This window comes from Vibrio azureus (assembly GCF_002849855.1).
Taxonomy (GTDB): Bacteria; Pseudomonadota; Gammaproteobacteria; order Enterobacterales; family Vibrionaceae; genus Vibrio; species Vibrio azureus.
Genome location: NZ_CP018617.1, coordinates 1,337,351 through 1,356,400, shown reverse-complemented (window position 1 = coordinate 1,356,400; position 19,050 = coordinate 1,337,351). Strand labels below are relative to the sequence as shown.

Sequence of the window (19,050 nt, the reverse complement as noted above, 5' to 3'; positions counted from 1 at the left end):
ACTGACCAAATACCTATCAATTTAGACTGGTATCTCTCAGTTATTTCAACATCTACTCTGCTATAATCCCCCACAATTTCAGTTAGCTAAAGTAGTTCAATATGTCTATCAGTTCCGTAATTAAATCTATTCAAGACATCATGCGTAAAGATGCAGGTGTCGATGGTGATGCTCAGCGCCTTGGCCAAATGTCATGGTTGTTATTCTTGAAAGTATTCGATGCTCAGGAAGAAGAGTTAGAACTGGAAATGGACGACTATACAACGCCGATTGATGAAAAATATTTATGGCGCAATTGGGCTGCAGATGCTGAAGGCATCACGGGTGACAAACTGCTTGAATTTATCAACGATGATCTCTTCTTTCGTTTAAAGAATATGATAGCGCCAGTGGATAAAAACCCGCGTGGTTTTTTGGTCAAAGAAGCTTTTAGTGATGCGTTCAACTACATGAAGAACGGTACGTTGTTACGTCAAGTCATCAACAAACTTAATGAGATTGACTTTACCGACTCTAACGAACGTCATTTGTTTGGTGATATCTACGAGCAAATTTTGAAAGACTTGCAAAGTGCTGGTAACGCAGGCGAGTTCTACACGCCTCGTGCCGTAACACGTTTTATCGTTGACCGACTCGATCCAAAGCTTGGCGAATCTATCATGGACCCTGCTACAGGGACAGGCGGTTTCCTTGCTTGTTCATTCGAGCACGTCAAAAACAATTACGTGCAGACAGCGGCGGACCACCAAACACTACAGAAACAAATTCACGGTGTTGAGAAAAAGCAGCTTCCGCATCTATTGTGTATCACCAATATGATGCTGCACGGTATTGAAGTGCCAGTACAAATTAAACACGGCAATACGCTCAACAAGCCGCTTTCAAGTTGGGACACCAACATCAAGGTGATTGCGACCAACCCGCCATTTGGTGGTACGGAAGAAGATGGCATTGAGAAAAACTTCCCTGCCGAGATGCAAACTCGTGAAACGGCCGATCTGTTCTTACAGCTTATTATTGAAGTGCTTGATGAAAACAACGGTCGAGCAGGCGTAGTATTGCCAGATGGTACATTGTTTGGTGAAGGCGTTAAAACCAAAATCAAAAAAATGCTGACAGAAGAATGTAACCTACATACCATCGTGCGTTTGCCAAATGGGGTATTTAACCCATACACAGGCATTAAAACCAATATTCTGTTCTTCACCAAAGGCAAGCCAACTAGAGATGTGTGGTTCTATGAGCACCCATACCCAGAGGGCGTGAAGAACTACAGCAAGACCAAGCCGATGAAGTTTGAAGAGTTCCAGCAAGAAATTGATTGGTGGGGCAATGAAGCAGACGGTTTTGCTTCACGCGTTGAAAATGAACATGCGTGGAAAGTCTCGATTGAAGAGATCATCGAGCGTAACTTCAACTTAGACATTAAAAATCCGCACCAAGATGAAGTTATAAGCCATGATCCCCAAGAGCTATTGGCAAGCTTCCAACAGCAGCAACAAGAGATCGCAGAATTACGCAACCAGTTAAAGAGCATCTTGGGTGATGCGCTGAAATCATCAGCTGGCAGTGAGGCGTGATCATGACCGTTGAATCGTTAATTACCCAACACATTGATACGTGGACATCAACGGTAAAAACCAAATCCACTTCAGGGCGTGGCAGTAGCAAAAAGCTAGAGCTGTATGGCGTGAAGAAACTGCGTGAGTTGATTTTAGAATTGGCGGTGCGTGGTAAGTTAGTGCCGCAAGATCCGAATGATGAACCAGCGTCTGTGTTGCTTGAGCGCATTGCGGCAGAAAAAGCACAGCTGGTGAAAGAGAAGAAAATTAAGAAACCGAAAAAATTACTTGAGATATCAGAAGAAGAAAAATGTTTTGCATTACCAGTTGGTTGGGAATGGGCTCATTTACAAGATTTAACGACATATATTCAGCGAGGAAAAGGTCCTAAATATGCTGAATCAGGGAGTGTTAAAGTTGTATCTCAAAAATGCGTGCAAAACTCAGGGTTTGATTTAGCACCTGCCCGTTATGTAACTGATGAAAGTTTAGATGCATATCAGGAAGAAAGATTTCTACGAGATAATGATATTTTGTGGAACTCTACAGGCACAGGTACAGTAGGACGAGCAAATGTAATTAATGATATTCCATATCAGAAAATTGTAGCTGATTCACACGTAACAGTTATTCGATTAACGAACGTTTATAGTCGATTTCTGTGGTGTTTTATTATGGCTCCTGGAGTTCAATCGAGAATTTCCCCTGATAATGAAAATGCATTGGTTTCAGGTTCAACTAAACAGGTTGAATTAAATACAAGTTCTGTTATTTCATTAGTTGTTCCCGTAGCCCCTTTAGCCGAACAACACCGTATTGTCGACAAAGTCGATGAATTAATGGCACTTTGCGACCAACTAGAGCAACAAACCGAAGCCAGTATTGAAGCGCATCAGTTATTAGTGAGCACGTTACTCAACACATTAACCAACTCAGCAGATGCCGATGAGTTAATGGAAAACTGGGCACGCATTAGCGAGTATTTTGATACTTTGTTCACCACAGAAGAGAGCATCGACCAACTGAAACAAACCATCTTGCAACTGGCGGTGATGGGTAAACTTGTCCCACAAGATACAAACGATGAACCTGCATCGGTGCTGCTAGAGCGTATTGCAGAAGAAAAAGCGCAGCTCATCAAAGAGAAGAAAATCAAAAAGCAAAAAGCCCTGCCGCCAATTGCTGAGGATGAAAAGCCGTTTGACCTGCCGAATGGGTGGGAGTGGTGTCGAGGAGAGGAGGTTGCTGACTTCATAGATCCTCAACCTAGCCATAGAACCCCTCCAAAAGTAGAGGGAGGAGTTCCGTATATTGGCTATACAGATATCGACCATAACAGTGGTATCAACTTTAATAATGCTCGCAAAGTTAGTAGGAATGTCTTAGAAGAACATCGTGAACGATATGAGCTAAGAGTAGGTGATTTCGTATTTGGAAAGATTGGAACATTAGGAAAGCCTTTCTTTCTGACTAAGCCGTTTGATTATTGTTTGTCGGCAAACTTAATACTGATTCAACCAAGAAATAAATATGTAGAGCCTAAATTCTTAGCGTTATACCTTAATAGCCCAACCCTTAATGAGGTTCTTGGTGAACAAAAAACGAATAGTACTCATGGTGTTTTTGGTATTAAGAAAGCAAGATTACTTCTAATACCTCTCCCTCCAATAAAAGAACAGGATTTAATCGTAGCAAAAGTTGAGGAACTAGAAACCATTTGTGAGCAGTTAAAAATAAGGTTATTAGACTCTCACACAACACAATTACACCTCACTGACGCTATTATTGAACAGGCAGTATAACCATGGCCATTGTCTTCAATCAGCCTCAAACCATTGCGCAGTTGTTGGATAAATCACTCATAATTCCTGAGTATCAGCGCCCATATAAATGGCAACCCAAGCACGTTAATCAGCTGATTGATGACATTATTCATTACCGTACTAAGCCGTGTTATCGGCTTGGTACGGTGGTACTGCATCAAGATGAAATCAAATTATCAAAAGAGTTGGTATCGGTGCAATGACTGTACTCAGTTTAATGTTTATAACCACTGTGGTTCCTGCAATACACGATTGATTAAGAATGGCGAGCATTGGACCGATTTATCTTTGATGCCGATGTGTTCGATTAACATTAAGTGCCCAAGTTGCGAGTCGCCAGTGTGACAAAGTTGGGGCCGATGCTGTTTGAGTGATTGATCTCAGTGTGTGCGCGTGCATATTTTTTTCGTATAAAAACAAATGTTGATCAACATCATTGTCCAGTTTTACTTGCTGAAATACAGTCCCCCGATTTTTGTAGAAATTAAGCACCTTTTTCAAAGGAACATCTAGCATTGTGGTGCTTATTTTAAACCCATGACTTAGAGTAAGTAACTGAAAATGAAAACTGAATTCTCAAAGACGATCGAAGATTTGCTGGCATGTATGTCAACTCAAAGCCCTTTGCGCTCCCAACTAGAAAACCACAAAGAAATGTACAAGCTCAGTGAATCATACCTTGCGGATAAAGAGCATCATATTGCCTTTATCGGAAATGTAGGAGCTGGTAAAACGACATCTATCTGTCATTTATTAGGGTTGGTAAACGAGCAAAATTCTGTTCTTAGCACTGGTTCAGGACGAACTACACTTTGCGAAGTACACATCAAAAAGGCGACAGAGGCTAAGATCGAGGTGCTTCCATATACAGAAGAAGAAGTGCGTAGTTATCTGACAGACTTTGCACTCTATCTGAAATCAGATGATGTTGATAACGACCAAGAAGGTTTTAAGTTGAGTGCTGAAGTTGAACGAGCACTTCGCAATATGCTCGAACTGAAAGTCGTTCGTAAAAAAGTGGATGGAAAACGTACAGCTACTGATTATGCTAAAGTGTTTGCCGAGCAACTGTCGTCGGTGGATATGCTGTGTGAAGAGTTTATCCAACGTGCAAACCTTGCTCAACGCACTAAAACTGTGTTTGAAAATGTTGATGGTCAAGCTCACATGGCCTGGCTTCATGAGACATTCAAGCTGATCAACAGTGCCACGCACCCTAACGTGGGCTTAGCTAAACGTATTACACTATATGTACCTTCACTTCGTCACAAGGAAGACTCTTTTTCAATCACTTTTGTAGATACGAAAGGTGTCGATCAAACAGTCAATCGTGTGGATCTCGACCAGTGTCTAACAAGTGATAAAACTATCAGTGTTTTCTGCTCACGTTTCAATGATGCGCCCGATCAAACCTGCTCAAAAATGATTGATAGTGCTATTCAGGCCGGATTGAAGCCTCGCTTGAAAGATGAGTCGGTTCTTCTGATCCTTGATCGAGCTGGTGAAGCGGAAGATGTGATGGATTATGATGAAGCAGTGGGAGATAAAGAAGATGGTCGTGATATTAAAGCAGAGCAAGTGAACAGCGAGTTGTGTCAAAAGTACGCAGTGCGTGGTCTCGATGTGGAATTTTTTGATGCAAAGCAAGATGACTCTGCAGAGCTTTTTGAGATGCTTGTGGGCAAGGTACGTTCTTTGCGAAAAGCACATGAACAGCGTTTGTTAGAGATCGAACAATCAATCTGCGAGATGGAAGATGAAATCAAATCTCAGTCAGCTTCTCTTGCAATTAATCAAGTAAAGCTGACTCTGGAGCCATGGCTAAAAAAGTCGAAAGCATGTACGCCAACGTTGAGTGAGTATTTTGTGCCATTAATTACCTCTATCTGTTCCAAAGGCACCTATGCTGCGAGTGTGCGTGCTAGCGTGAATCGTGATGGTAACTGGCACAATCTGAACTACTATCAGGAGCTCGCAGTTGCATCACGTGCTCAGTGTATGGCTAAAATTGCCCCGTTACGCGACGAGTTGACCATATTGATTAACAATATGTTGTCTCAAGAAGAGTTGAAGCCAAGCGCTTCACTGTTAAAGCAGCTTAAGAATACAACTGATGTCCGCCTTAATAATATCTCTCAACTTGCATTAAACAAAGGGCGCTCAATCTACGAAGATAAAATTAAAGCTGATAGTCATTTCTGGGGCAAAGCATACAACGAGTGGGGAAAGGGACCTGGCTATAAGGATCGCATTGCTGAGCACACAAGAGCTTGGTTTAAGTCTAACGATTATAATCGCTCTGAATTTGAAGTAACCCGTGATCTTGTCGAGCATTGGGAGTCTTACGTTCGTGAGATTGAAAAGCTTATTGGTTCAACAAACGAATAGCTCAGGATAGTAAACCTTTGAGTCTCTCTGTAACATTTCAAACAAGAACATAACTTTTTTAAAATATACCACTTTTGAAGCCGAAAGGCTGTAAGAGTGGGCAAGATCTATAAGTAGCGCTTAAAGGTTGAGTTGACTCCATTGTCCTTACTGTTTGATGCTATCGAAAGAATCTTTCGACTGGAAGATAGCTGGAGACGTATTGATTCACTGGCAATTACTCATAAGGGCAACTTGGTGGTGATTGAGTTAAAACGCTATGAAATCGGCACACGTATGGAGCTTTAAGCACTTCTCTATGCAGCCATAACCTCCACTTATCTGGTGTGGTTAAAGAATCATGTTTGATAGAGTTATATCGACCTTTTCGTTATCTGATATGAATTGACGATTTTTTGGTAATATTCTGAAAATAAACCATAATAAAGCTTAGAAATCCTAAGTTTTAGTGTGGTGACATGTGAATACGGACATTCAACTCTACTCTGATGAATCGCTCGAAAGCTTCTTACTGCGCTTATCGCAAGAGCAAGGTTACGAGCGATTCTCTCATTTCGCCGAAGATATCTGGTTTGACACCATGGATCAGCATGAAGCGATTGCCGGTGCTTTCCCTCTAGAGCTTAACCGAGTCAATATCTATCACGCGCAGACGACAAGCCAAATGCGGGTGCGGGTTCTTATCCATCTTGAGAACCAATTTAAGCTCAATAACTTTGGCGTACTGCGCTTAGCGTTATCACATTCAAAAGCTCAATTCTCTCCGCAATACAAAGCGGTACATAGATTCGGGGTTGATTACCCTTATGCTTTTCTTCGTAAACGCTTCACGCCTATTTGCCCTCTGTGTATTGACGAAGCACCCTACATTCGCCAGCAGTGGCAATTTATCTCTGACCAAGTTTGTCAATACCATGGCTGTAAGCTGATTCATCGCTGCCCAGAGTGTAAGTCGAGACTTGAATACCAAAGTGCCGAGAGTATTAACCAATGTGAATGTGGTTATGAACTCCGAAATTCGCCTATAGAGGATGCGCCAGAAGCCGAGTTATTGGTCGCTCAATGGTTGTCAGGCAATAATTCAAAACCCTTGTGGTTACTGAAGGCAGAAATGACGATATCTGAGCGCTATGGTTTTTTACTTTGGTATGTAAATCGTTATGGTGAGTTTGATGAACTCAGTTTTGAGTCATTCATCGAATACTGTAGTGATTGGCCAACAGTATTGTGGCAAGAACTTGATGGATTGAAAGAAAAGGCTGAAGTTGTTCGAGTAAAGAATTGGAAGAAAATGTTTTTCAATGAAGCTTTTGGTTCTCTGCTTAAAGATTGTCGCCAGTTACCCAGTCGTCAATTAAACCACAATATCGTACTTAAGCAGGTGTTAGCTTACTTTACTCGGCTTATAGCAACAGTACCTTCAAGCGCGAAAGGAAATATCGGTGATTTGCTGCTTAGTCCCTTAGAAGCTTCTACATTGCTTTCTTGTACAACGGATGAGGTCTATCGGTTGTATGAGTTTGGTGAAATTAAAGCCGCTATCAGGCCGCGAATCCATACAAAAATAGCGAATCACGAGTCGGCCTTTACTTTAAGAAGTGTTATTGAGACAAAGTTAACCCGAATGAGTTCTGAAAGTGATGGCTTAAATGTGTATCTACCAGAGTGGTAATTATGACGAAGTTAAGTGACTTATTGGCAATCGAAGACGAAGTATTAAAACAGGCTACGTTAAAGAAGATGTTCATGCCCTATACGGAAGATGTCTGTGTTGAAGGGTTTGAAAAAGAAGCGTTAACGATCTTACTTAATCTCAGTTCAAACCATCAAGCTGATAAATGTGCGGATTGGTTGGATGATGCACGTGCTAAGAATTATCTGAATGATTCTAAAAATCTCAAATCCTCTCTAGATGAAATTCAATGGTTTCATACTCATAACCTTAAGTTTCCAGATTGTCGTGTTAAAGATTCAAGAATAATAGCCAAACCTCTTATCACGTCAGAATCATTCATATCAAGTGCAGCATTAGAGGAGAGCTGGGGTTGGTCACATAACTCTGCGGTTTATCGCTTTACTCTTTGGCTATTAACCCCTTTTCGTTGGCAGTCACAGTCGGTGAATCTCTTGTCGATGATTAAGAGCAGTAACCATACTTGGATGGTTTTGCTCCAAGATTTTGGTTTGGGTGTGGAGCAACTTGCTGATATAAAGGAACTATCTTATATTGAGATGCCTGAAGAATCGTTTCCTAACAGGGTCAGCGAATACAGCAAGCAAATTAGACTCCCACGGAAAGGGCATTATTTGACTATTACCCCTGTGGTGAGTCATTCCATCCAAAGAGAGCTCGAAATCAGGTCACGCAACAAAGAGAGCCAATTACGTTTTATTTCTTCATATTTGCCCAATCCAGCAAGTATTGGTGGCTTATGTGGCAGCTTGGGTGGGTATATAAAAATATTGGATTACTCCCTAGGTATAAAAGCTGATTCAAAGCAAACGCTAATAAGGTATCACCAGAAGAGATCGAGATTTTTTGACGACTATCAGCTGACGAATAACAAAATATGCCAGACTCTTAATCGTCTTATTGGATTTGAGCCACTTAAAACGCACAAGCAAAGAAATGCCTCTCGTCGTATCCAAACTAAGCTATTGCGCAAACAAATTGCGTTATGGATGTTACCTCTTATCGAGTTGAGAGATCTTCAAGATGCAGAACCCAATCAACAAAAAATGGAGTATCAAGATTCATTGGCACAGGCTTTTCTAGCAAAGCCTGAATTAGAGTTTACCTCACTAGTCAACGATTTTAATCAACGCTTGCATTTGGCTTTTCAGGAAAACAAATTCACCACTCAGTTTGCTTATCACCCTAAGCTTATGCAAGCAGCTAAAGCACAGATTAAATGGGTGCTTACTCAGCTTAGTAAAACAGAGCAGCAGGAAGACACAAGTCATACTGAACAATATATTTACCTCTCCTCATTAAGAGTGCAAGACGTGGTAGCGATGAGTTGTCCATATTTATCTGGCTTTCCATCTCTGACCGCTATCTGGGGCTTCGTGCATCAATACCAAAGAGAATTTAATAAACGAATTGACAGTGAAAATCATGTTGAATTTTCGGGTTTTTCGCTGTTTGTTCGTAGTGAATATATTCAATCATCAGCAAAACTTTCTGAGCCTAACTCTGTTGCTACAAAGAGAACGATTTCTAACGTTAAGCGTCCTACGACACTTGGACAGCGACAGTCCGATTTAGAAATGGATTTGGTGATACGAGTTGATAGCAAAAATAGACTATCTGATTATTTGTCAGAGCTAAAAGCTACGTTTCCTCTCGTTTTTGCCGGTGGTGCAGTCTACCAACCACTGATGTCGTTACAGATAGAATGGCTGAAGGTTTTTAGTAGTAAGAGCAGTTTTTTTAATCGGATAAAAGGTTTGCCAGCAAATGGACGGTGGGTTTTGCCAAGCGATGAGCAGCCAAATTGTTTTGATGATCTTGAACAACTTTTAAACCAAGATATGGATAATATGCCAATTTCGATTGGTTTTCATTTACTAGAGCCCCCAAAGGCACGTGAGAACGCATTAACCGAGTTTCATGCTTATGCAGAAAACGCTCTCGGTATCGCAAAACGTTTGAGTCCAATTGATGTGCGTTTTGCTGGCCGTGATCACTTTTTTAATCATGCCTTTTGGTCGCTAGAACTCACCGACGAAACTATTCTTATAAAAAATCTGAGGGACTAGTGGCTTATGAGGCTTTGTAATCAACTCAATTATTTGCGTTCACTTTCTACTGGCAAAGCTTATTTCTATTCCTTATCTTCGGATGGAACTATAAACCCAATAGGATTAGATAGAACCCGATTACGTGCTCCCAAGGGAGGGTATTCCGAAGCTTATCAAGGCAATAATTTTTCACCCAAAAACGTTGCGCCTCAAGATTTGGCGTATGCCAACCCTCAATTTATCGAAGAGTGTTACGTGAGGCCAGGTGTCGATGAAATCTATTGTGCCTTCTCTCTGAGAATCAGTGCTAATTCACTTACTCCTCAAATTTGCAATGATGATGACGTTCGTACTCAGTTATCTCAGCTTGCTCGTGTGTACAAGGAACTCGGTGGGTACTCTGAATTGGCAAATCGTTACGCGAAAAATATTCTGCTAGGTACATGGCTTTGGCGAAATCGAGGCCCCAGAAATATAAAGATCGAAGTGAGGACTAGCGACTCAGATTTATTCGTCATTGATAATGCTCTTAGACTTTCTTGGTATGGTCAATGGGACAATAAATCGTCTGAATGTTTGAAAAAGCTCACAGATTATTTTGCCAGAGCACTCTCTGAACCGACTGAGTATTTTTATCTCGATGTGAAAGCAGAAATAACGGTTGGTTGGGGGGATGAGATCTACCCAAGTCAAAAGTTTTTAGACACCAAAGAACATGATATGCCTACTAAGCAGTTCGCAACAATTGAACTTGAAAGTGGGCAACAAACAGTTGCACTACATGGACAAAAAGTTGGAGCAGCATTACAACTAATCGATGATTGGTGGCATGAAGAAGCAGACAAACCATTAAGGGTTAATGAATATGGAGCAGATAGAGAGTATGTAATTGCTAGGCGACATCCTAAGTTTAAAAACGATTTTTATCATTTAATACAAAATACAGAAGCTTGGGTTGAAGATATGGTGGTTTCTCAAACTATCCCTAATGAGGTGCATTTCATTATGTCGATCTTAGTTAAAGGTGGCTTGTTTAATGGCTCGTCTCCAAAGAAGGATAAATGATGACAAAGAGATATTATTTCTCTGTTAAATATTTGCCAGCAGGTGCCGACCATGACCTCTTGGCTGGCCGTTGTATCCACGAAATGCACTTGTTTATGATCAATAACCCTCAAGCTATGAACAAAATAGGAGTAACTTTCCCAGATTGGGGATTTACATCTGTGGGACAAAGAATAGCTTTTGTAGCGGAAAGCAAAGAAATGCTTACCGCTCTATCTTTTCAGAACTATTTTTCTTTAATGGTAAGTGACGGGCTGTTTGAATTGTCTGGTGTACTAGAAGTTCCTAAAACAGTGCGTGAACTGAGGTTTGTCCGTAACCAAAGTATTGGCAAAAGCTTTCGAGGTTCAAAGCTGCGACGAATGAAACGAAGTATTGCTAGAGCTTCAGCGTTAGGGCATGCATTAAAAATACCTCAGGCAAGAGAAGAGCGATCTATTGAACATTTTCACCGCGTTCCCATTTCTAGTGGTTCATCAGGGCAAACCTATTTTTTATTTACTCAAAAACAAGTGGTTAATGAACGTTCTGAGGCGAACTTTAGTAGTTATGGACTAGCAACTGCACAGGAGAGAAGGGGTACCGTGCCAGACCTAGATTTATAACCCTTTTTTGAAGAGTATTTTAATAATCATAAAATCAATGAGTTATGTTTGAACTAAATAAAAGGGTATTTTGGCGTTTTGTGATGTTATACACACGAAATCATAGAGTTAGATACTACAGTTATCACTGTACTGCCGCATAGGTAGCTAAGAAAAGTGATCGATTGGCACTATCATATGCAGTTTCCTGTACTGCCGCATAGGTAGCTAAGAAAATGACGATGCTGATAATGATAGTCACATTGAACTGTACTGCCGCATAGGTAGTTAAGAGTATGTTAAAAAACCACTCAGGAATAACACCAGAAAAGACTGCCGAAAAGGTAGTTTATACGATATAAAAACCCTGGGATTTCTTGGGGTTTTATTTTTATAACAATACCTTGTGGCGGTGAGGAATGTAATTCTCTTTAAATCTGCTAGCAAAACAATCCATTAGCTAGAGAGTACAACTGATTGTATTTTAAACCTTAATTGAGAATTCGAGGCATTGTGATATGTATTATAAGGCTTTGGTGCGAACTCAGAGCCGTGTATATACTAATCAACAAGGTAAGGTTTAGTCATACTTTGTCAGCTTAGCTTAGTTAGATAATTTATGCCCAGAGGCTTCACAAGGTAGCACTTCGTAACGCAGAAGTACCCCAAAATGGTTTGGATTTTTACTCATTAATACTCTGTTAATATGCTTTTCCCATATTAAAACTAATTCTTCGTCAGGTGCATCTAAGAATGATTATATGAAATTAGCAAAATGATGATTTGAATGTAAATTGCTGTATTAATCACAAAAACAATGAATTCTTTAATATCAGGAGCCGTCGTTTTATCGTAGTTACCCATCTTATTTCTTTTCATAACTTATGAAATGAATACCTAAATAGATTTTTTAACTATCAACTTCATCTTATTACCCTTCGTAGTGCTACAAGATAAAACCCATTTAAGTTGTTATTATATATAACTTTTATTTGGATTGTGAAACAGTAAAATGTCAGAAGAACAGGTGTTATCTCCAGTGAATCATCCTCGAATTGGATGGATAAAAGAAATGGACGGCTCTCGGGTAAAGGTTGACTTCCATGGCAATACTAAACGCCATCAAACATGGGCAGTATTAGGCAGAGCCTTCTCTCAATCAGACATCGAATTAGCCATTGATAATAAATTGGACTGCCAAATTGATTTTTTCGGGGGGGACGTCAACTTACCGATTGTGGTTGATATTTATACCTCTTTACTCGAACGCGATGTGTTGGTGCTGCGTGCTAAAAAGATGGTTATTCAAGGTGATGAGAAACTGACGCTTCGCTCTGGTGATGCCAATGTCACGATGACGGCTAAAACCGGATCAATTAAAACCGAAGCAAAACACATCAACAGCATGGCTGAAAGAACTCAAAAGATTCAAGCCAAGAAAATCAGTTTAAATTAATTAAGAAGAGAGAATAGGTATGGCCATAACGATTGCAGCAAACGGGCTAAGTATTGTTCATAAAGGCTCAGGAGCAGAGGCGAATGCGACACTTCCTGACGTTTGTTTAACAAAAGTTGGTAAGCCTGTTGTTCCCATTCCTTATGGAAATAATGCGAAATCATCGGATTTAGCAGGGGGAACCACAACGGTTACCGCAGATGGCGGTAACAGCATCGCATTAAAAGACAGTACCTTTTCAAAAAGTACAGGAGACGCTGGAGGGGATAAAAAAGGTGTTTCTTCAGGGACCATTGAAGCAGAAGCTAAATTTATTTCGGCTTCCCCTAATGTTTTAATTGAAGGGAAAGGCGTCGCTCGGATGACAGACCAAATGACGATGAACAAGGGCAATACCATGTGCCTTGGAGGCGTCCAAAGCGAATCGGTTAGTGTAGATGAAACGGTTGAAGAATTGCAGGAAATAGAAATTATCGTTCGTTACCCTAACGGTAAACGTCTTGCCAATGCTCCTTTTGAATTAGTGGATGAATCCGGAGCATACGTTGACTCTGGAATGCTCGATAGTGCTGGTAAAAGTGCTGTTAAAGAGTTAGAGCCTACCAGAGAGGCCCAACTAATTGTGAGAGAGAGTTTCGATGAATATGTACTTAATCCTATCCGCCGAGAAAATCCCCACTTTCGCGATGACCCGCTCTATGACGACGTACCTGATTATGAATTCTTTGATATTGCAATAAAAGGGCAGCAAGGGTTTTGGCAACATACTCGTGTGGATTCAGGCCTTTTATGGGGGTGTATGGGGCACTCTCTCATCGAAGATAAATATTTCCATGATATCTTAGAAGCGGAGGTAAAAACGCACTTTCCCTACTTGCATCCAGACAGTGAATACAATTTTGATAAAATCTGTCAAGTTATCCTCGGTAGTTTAGATGAACCTTTGCCGCATACCACCGAAATCCTTCTTGCTTATGTGATGCCTGCTGCCCTTGAGGAAGGTCAAATCCTTTCTGTGATACTCCGTTTAGCACCCCATGAAACAATAAACCGACTACTCAGTTATCTCCGCCATCTAGGTTTAGGTAATCCCGTCGCTTATTTAAAAGGGTTTGACTGGAATAATGCGTCACGCACGATGATACAAGACGTTATGCAGCCGTTATTTAAGAAACTCACCAGGCGTTTAGTCTTCCTTCGTGACCAAGCAGCTAGCTTGAAGTATTCCTATTTATCTGAAGAGGTTTTTCAAAAACATATCGATGTCATGGTTGACTATGTCGAGGTCTTGAGAAGCCTGATATTCGACGTGTTTAAAAAAATGTCCGTCAAAGTGAAACAACTGCTGGCTCAGTTAGAAGATAATAATATCATTCGAGACCAAGAGTACTCTTTTTCGACATTGGGTAATACAATAACTGCGGTAGTTGATACAACATCAACCCTAGATACCGTTGAACCGTATTTGAAGGAATTCCCTGGTCTTATAGAACATGTTATTCCCATTTACCCGGTTCGGTTTGCTTATGCAGATCTTTTTGATGAGGAAAGAGAACCAAGTTTGCCCCCAACACTTCCAGAGATGCAAGCCGCATCGGGTTTTAAAGAAACAGGCGGATATATTTTACGTATTCTACGCGAAGGTTGGATATACATTAAAGAAGAGGGTGATGAAGGCAAACGGCCATTTCAAATCTTTAAATATGTACAAGTGGAGACACCCACAGGGGTGCTCGAAAAATTTGAAAGATACTTATTTTTAAATGAAGAAAATGCACAAGATGGTTTGAAATTAGATACATCATCAGGGCAGACTTTTTACCCCTTTGCTTTTGTGACCCCCAATACAGAATCAATTTCGATTGCGTACTGTGAACACGAGTGGGCGGCCAGTATCATTGATAAAATGAACGAGGATGAAACTTTTCGCGAAAAGGCCATGCAACGGATAGATTTGACCAGTGAAAGTACCGATTACAGCGTTGGAGTAACTCAAGAAAATTTAGAGAGTTTAGTAGAAGATTATCGGCTAGGCGATCATCGTTGGTTGACAGCCTTCGAAGATGGTCAACCAGAGAAGCACGGTTGGGATTTGAGTACGTCCACATTAAGTTATCATCTTCGTGCAGATGAGCTTATTGAAGAAATGAGGAAAAGTACTTGCCAGACAAAACCTGGTACGATTATAGCTCTCTTTGATCCTGTTGGACGCCAGCGCGACATCACGCATGCCCTTACCCTTACGATTACCGACAGTCATGCATATGCATATTTGAATGATTATCCTGCCAAAATGGGCATATTTGTGGATGGTATTGTTGAGAGTAATGATGAGGGATTAAAGAAGATCGCGGAAGAAAACTTAGACTTAAAAACCTATGACGATTTTAAAAATGTTTTTTACAAAGAAGTAAATAACTATAAAGCCCGCCGAGAGTATCTTATTAAGCATATGGATTACTTCATTAACGGTTTGGGATCAGGTAAAGGGGATGTTTCATTAGGTACGCTACATGGATATGGTAAGTATTTTATTGAGCGTTACCCAGACGATGATTATCTATCAATGCCAGAATTTACTAAATTATTGAATTTTTACTTGGGGATAATGGGAAATATAACAGCTTGTGAAGAAGGGATGCAGGCTAAGATGATGTGGATTAACGAGGCTTTCAAAGGAGAAGAAAGCGTTGGTGTTGTTGCCTTGTTTTGGGAGGCTTTAGCAGATTTATGTAAAAAGCTCTTTACTCACCCTCAGGACGCAAGTCCATGGGATGCATCTTACACAACTTTAAGTAACGCCTTCTTTTACTATTTTGCGAATTTATTTATTAAAATTCAAGTAAACTATACATATAAAAAAGAAAATAAAGCGTGGCAAAAAAAATTAGCAAAAGCGAAAGGAGTGGAGCTTTTCTATCGAGAGTATTTACCTTATGTATTTGAGAACATGCTGGGCATTAGGTTCACAGGTTCAACCATTGATGTGCCTATCAGTGAAATCGAGGCTAAAGTCGTCAACCCCGGAAAAAACTTTGCTTCCAGGGGAATAAATGCTGGCATTGAAAAGGTGGCGAAAGGACTTTTAAAGCTTACAGAAATAAGGGCCCAAATGAAGGTTGACCCAATGATGATCAAGCTGATGGAAATTAAACCTGTTCAACCAGTTCATGATAAGGAAAAACCTAAATATGCTCCTGAAAAGAACGCAGGTAAATACCCTGAAAGTAAGAGGCTTACTTTATTAGATATGGTGACAGCACCTCTTGCAAGAGGTTTCGGGGTATATATGGCTAAGTGGTCGTTTAGCCTCAATCTCTCTACTATACAGTCTGTACTTGCCCAAACGGACTTTGAGACTTTAGAGGAACCTGCGTTGTATAGAGTTACGGAGTTAATCTCTGCTCTTACGGCGATTACTGCCGATACCATAGCGATCGCACACTTTGGTTCATATTCGGTCAATATATTCGCTAGAGGTGCACAAGCAGTTATGAATGGCACTGAGGCCGTCTTAGCTAGGATGCTGCCAAGTATAAGTGTTCAAGCAGCACAGAGGTTGGGGGTAACCAGCCTTGTAGCATACAGTAGCAGACTAGAGAGTAGTCTTAGTAATCTTGTGATTACCAAACCATTACTCTTTGCGGCAAATATTGCGATGGCTGGTCTCGAATTAAGAAATGGTTTCATTGCATTTAGAGCTGGTAGGAATGGGCTGCTCACAGCACGTATTGTACAAGCGGGGCTTTTGGTATTTCTTGCTGCAACGGTTTGGATGGCTCCTGCAATAGGTCTGGCGTGCTTTTTTATAGGCTTTGCCGGCCTCTATATTAACGGCAAAAATATAGATAGATTGGATAAAAGTCCTTTTGAAAACTTTCTTTTCAATTCATTCTGGGGTAAGTCTGAACGTTATCCTTTCTGGCAAGATTTTATCTCAAGTGAAGATCAACTTAAAAAAATAATAAATCCTGAAGAAAGGCTGAAACTCCTCCCAGTATTGAAGAAAACAAAAAATGAATACCTTAAAAGAGCTATGGAAATAGAAACTCAGGAGTTCCATAACTACTTTTACCGCCCATATGTTAAGGTTGTAGCAGAAGATTTTTATGATGAGCAAACTGGCAGGAGAATGTATATTAAAGAGTATGCTTTTAGTCTAGCAGCATTTAAGTTGGGAATATCACAGTTGCAAGGCGAGATAATGACCGTCCCAAATAAAGAGAAACTTTCGATTAAAAATATGATGAGAAATTCTATGCCTTCTGAATTAATAAGGATAAACCCTGAAATACCAGAGCCCGAAGTCGATGAGGTACTCACAAATGAGTTAGCTCGACAGCTTGAACAGGAAATCGAAAAGCATATAACTGCATTAAATCTAGCTAAGAAAGAGAGTATGGAGCAATCAAAAGAAAGTAATATATCGCGATTTGAACTTAAGGTTCGCCTCAAAGCTGAGCATGGATTCTTTTTGAAATGGTGTTACCAACCATCACCCGATATAACTGTCCCTAAACGTTTTCTGACGGAATTCTTTGAAATAAAAAGTCATGGTACGATAGGAATGAATGATAACAAATATGAAATACTTGAGAATCCATTAGAGGTGTTCTTGTAAATGAGTATATTTTCAATGCAATTATCCATGTTCCGAGGAACCCCTTTTGCGTACTATTGGCCAGCTCTTCGAAAAGAAGTAAAAATTGCTATCGAAAAAGAAGACCCTAAGGAACCGATTTCGTCTGTAAGTGATGATGTACTTACTCTACGCACGGGCTCTCACTTGCGTCGAAACTTTGTTCTTATTCCTTTACTAATAATGTTCACCGTTTTTTCGGCTATTATGATGGTGAATGCTCCACCCCGCTTCTCTTACAGTAAGGAGCATGCTGCTGATATGGTAGAATATCATAAAGAAAGAGTCGCTACTTATACCAAATACGCAAAGGAAGCCCAGCAAAATGGGAATATTAAAGAGTACAATTATTATCAAAGTTTTATTCAGAGGAACTTAAAAAAAATTCAAGGATATAAAGTTTATACAGATAAAGAAGGCTCGATAACAATTTTCACTCATATGAAGGCGTTAGCCACTTTTGGCAACGGTAAACTTAAGGAGTTTATATTATATATAGCTGTATTCGGAGGGCTCTATGGAGTCACTCTCTTTTTTTGGGCCTTCTTTCTACTAAAACCTCGTGATGCAGAAGTATACTTTGATCGACGGAAGCAAATTGTCTATTCGTGGCGAGCTGGTAGAGTAGGTGCAGCTGCTTTTGATAAAGTGGGTTTGATGACCAACAACACGGGATTGTGTATCGTTTTAAATTTTGAAACGAAAAAGCGTGATGGTTATGTGGTCAAAGCAATGCCAGCGATTGATATAGATAAGTTTGTTGGCCATGTCTCCAGTGATTATATCTACACGTTGGGTCAGATCCTTGCTTTTATGGATAATGGTAAGGAAGCGTTGATTGCTGCAGATTCATTTGAAAGGCCTCAGACAAAGTTTTTCCTCCGTGACAGTAAAAAGCCCGAAGACTTAGAGGCGCGTATTGAAGCCGCTCTAAAAGGTGGGGAAGAATTTTTGGACAAATATCAAAGCCACATTATCTGGGGTTTTGGAGACTTCAATTTCAAGAAGTGAGATTGCTCCTCTATTTATTGTGATATTGCAAATGAAGCGACCATTGTGTTGCTTCATTTTAATCTGTCTGAAAAGAATTGACGATACCGAGGCTTTAAAAGATCATCTTTAGACTCGCACATAACATAGATACTATTTCTAATCCAAACATCAAACGTTAGAATTCGTATTCTAATGAATAATTGTCCGTGCGATATGAAGTTGCATGAATGGGCTTATTGATACTCTAGGTTTGGGTGTTAATCATTTCTTTGAGAGTACAAAGAGTACTTCATCAATTACGTAATTTTACTACAAATAATTTTTGTTTTTTTCTTAATATACTGAAAAAGGACACTTTATGGTTTTACTTTGGGACATCTTATGCCTACAGTCGTAATCCAAAATGATGAAATTCTTAGATGTGATTGGACATCTTATGGTTTCAGCGACAGCGTTTGCTGATTTCCATCTATCAGATATTGAATCAAGCCTTTCAACTTTTTGCGCTCCTTGTTTGTATATTGAGCCCTCATTATGTAGTGTCGATTTTTTGGAGAATAGCCTTCACATCTAGATCTTAATACTTGATCTAAATCACATTTATTGAATTATCTTAACGGATTAAGAAGTTATAAATGAAGGTTATTCCTTTTTTTAGGTCAGGTTAAGGATAAAAAAGACAATTTTTAGGTGTTTTTTTAAGTAAAAATGGCTGATTTCTTGGTTATTGTGACATTATTTTTATTGTTGAAAAAACAGTAAAATCATGGGTATAGAATTTTACTGTTAGGTTAAG

At 40.0% G+C, this 19,050-nt stretch carries 11 protein-coding genes; all 11 read left to right on the top strand.

Going from position 1 to position 19,050, the window contains the following annotated elements:
- Window positions 1-101 precede the first annotated feature (101 nt).
- The 11 genes from BS333_RS19840 to BS333_RS19785 all read left to right on the top strand — a co-directional run bounded on the left by BS333_RS19840 (window position 102) and on the right by BS333_RS19785 (window position 18,272).
- Window positions 102-1,580, top strand: coding sequence for an N-6 DNA methylase (locus BS333_RS19840; RefSeq protein WP_021710774.1), 1,479 nt, complete (start codon window positions 102-104; stop codon window positions 1,578-1,580).
- Between the two features lie 2 nt (window positions 1,581-1,582).
- Window positions 1,583-3,364: a restriction endonuclease subunit S gene (locus BS333_RS19835; RefSeq protein ID WP_021710775.1), complete on the top strand. Its 1,782-nt coding sequence runs from the start codon at window positions 1,583-1,585 to the stop codon at window positions 3,362-3,364.
- A gap of 2 nt (window positions 3,365-3,366) precedes the next feature.
- The gene (locus BS333_RS19830; protein ID WP_021710776.1) at window positions 3,367-3,588 is read left to right on the top strand and encodes a GmrSD restriction endonuclease domain-containing protein; all 222 of its coding nucleotides are present in this window, start codon (window positions 3,367-3,369) and stop codon (window positions 3,586-3,588) included.
- Between the two features lie 358 nt (window positions 3,589-3,946).
- Window positions 3,947-5,773, top strand: coding sequence for a P-loop NTPase family protein (locus BS333_RS19820; RefSeq protein WP_021710778.1), 1,827 nt, complete (start codon window positions 3,947-3,949; stop codon window positions 5,771-5,773).
- Window positions 5,774-6,233: 460 nt separating this feature from the next.
- Window positions 6,234-7,445 (top strand): TniQ family protein, encoded by a 1,212-nt coding sequence (locus BS333_RS19815; protein ID WP_021710779.1) that lies wholly within the window; start codon window positions 6,234-6,236, stop codon window positions 7,443-7,445.
- A gap of 2 nt (window positions 7,446-7,447) precedes the next feature.
- Window positions 7,448-9,535, top strand: a complete 2,088-nt coding sequence (locus BS333_RS19810; RefSeq protein WP_021710780.1) for a type I-F CRISPR-associated protein Csy2 — start codon at window positions 7,448-7,450, stop codon at window positions 9,533-9,535.
- Between the two features lie 6 nt (window positions 9,536-9,541).
- The gene (gene csy3, locus BS333_RS19805; RefSeq protein ID WP_021710781.1) at window positions 9,542-10,582 is read left to right on the top strand and encodes a type I-F CRISPR-associated protein Csy3; all 1,041 of its coding nucleotides are present in this window, start codon (window positions 9,542-9,544) and stop codon (window positions 10,580-10,582) included.
- Window positions 10,582-11,187, top strand: a complete 606-nt coding sequence (gene cas6f / locus BS333_RS19800; protein ID WP_033004182.1) for a type I-F CRISPR-associated endoribonuclease Cas6/Csy4 — start codon at window positions 10,582-10,584, stop codon at window positions 11,185-11,187. The genes csy3 and cas6f overlap by 1 nt, the downstream gene beginning before the upstream one ends.
- A gap of 991 nt (window positions 11,188-12,178) precedes the next feature.
- Window positions 12,179-12,622: a hypothetical protein gene (locus tag BS333_RS19795; RefSeq protein ID WP_021710783.1), complete on the top strand. Its 444-nt coding sequence runs from the start codon at window positions 12,179-12,181 to the stop codon at window positions 12,620-12,622.
- 19 nt (window positions 12,623-12,641) lie between these two features.
- The gene (locus tag BS333_RS19790; protein WP_021710784.1) at window positions 12,642-17,243 is read left to right on the top strand and encodes a PAAR-like domain-containing protein; all 4,602 of its coding nucleotides are present in this window, start codon (window positions 12,642-12,644) and stop codon (window positions 17,241-17,243) included.
- Window positions 17,244-18,272, top strand: coding sequence for a hypothetical protein (locus BS333_RS19785; RefSeq protein ID WP_158297092.1), 1,029 nt, complete (start codon window positions 17,244-17,246; stop codon window positions 18,270-18,272).
- The last annotated feature ends 778 nt before the right edge of the window (window positions 18,273-19,050 follow it).

Bases quoted from the DNA above. Each gene is read 5' to 3' on its own strand.
- BS333_RS19795 (WP_021710783.1), top strand. From the start codon at position 12,179: ATGTCAGAAGAACAGGTGTTATCTCCAGTGAATCATCCTCGAATTGGA.
- BS333_RS19820 (WP_021710778.1), top strand. From the start codon at position 3,947: ATGAAAACTGAATTCTCAAAGACGATCGAAGATTTGCTGGCATGTATG.
- BS333_RS19810 (WP_021710780.1), top strand. From the start codon at position 7,448: ATGACGAAGTTAAGTGACTTATTGGCAATCGAAGACGAAGTATTAAAA.
- BS333_RS19790 (WP_021710784.1), top strand. From the start codon at position 12,642: ATGGCCATAACGATTGCAGCAAACGGGCTAAGTATTGTTCATAAAGGC.
- BS333_RS19785 (WP_158297092.1), top strand. From the start codon at position 17,244: ATGAGTATATTTTCAATGCAATTATCCATGTTCCGAGGAACCCCTTTT.
- BS333_RS19840 (WP_021710774.1), top strand. From the start codon at position 102: ATGTCTATCAGTTCCGTAATTAAATCTATTCAAGACATCATGCGTAAA.
- csy3 (WP_021710781.1), top strand. From the start codon at position 9,542: ATGAGGCTTTGTAATCAACTCAATTATTTGCGTTCACTTTCTACTGGC.
- BS333_RS19830 (WP_021710776.1), top strand. From the start codon at position 3,367: ATGGCCATTGTCTTCAATCAGCCTCAAACCATTGCGCAGTTGTTGGAT.
- cas6f (WP_033004182.1), top strand. From the start codon at position 10,582: ATGACAAAGAGATATTATTTCTCTGTTAAATATTTGCCAGCAGGTGCC.
- BS333_RS19835 (WP_021710775.1), top strand. From the start codon at position 1,583: ATGACCGTTGAATCGTTAATTACCCAACACATTGATACGTGGACATCA.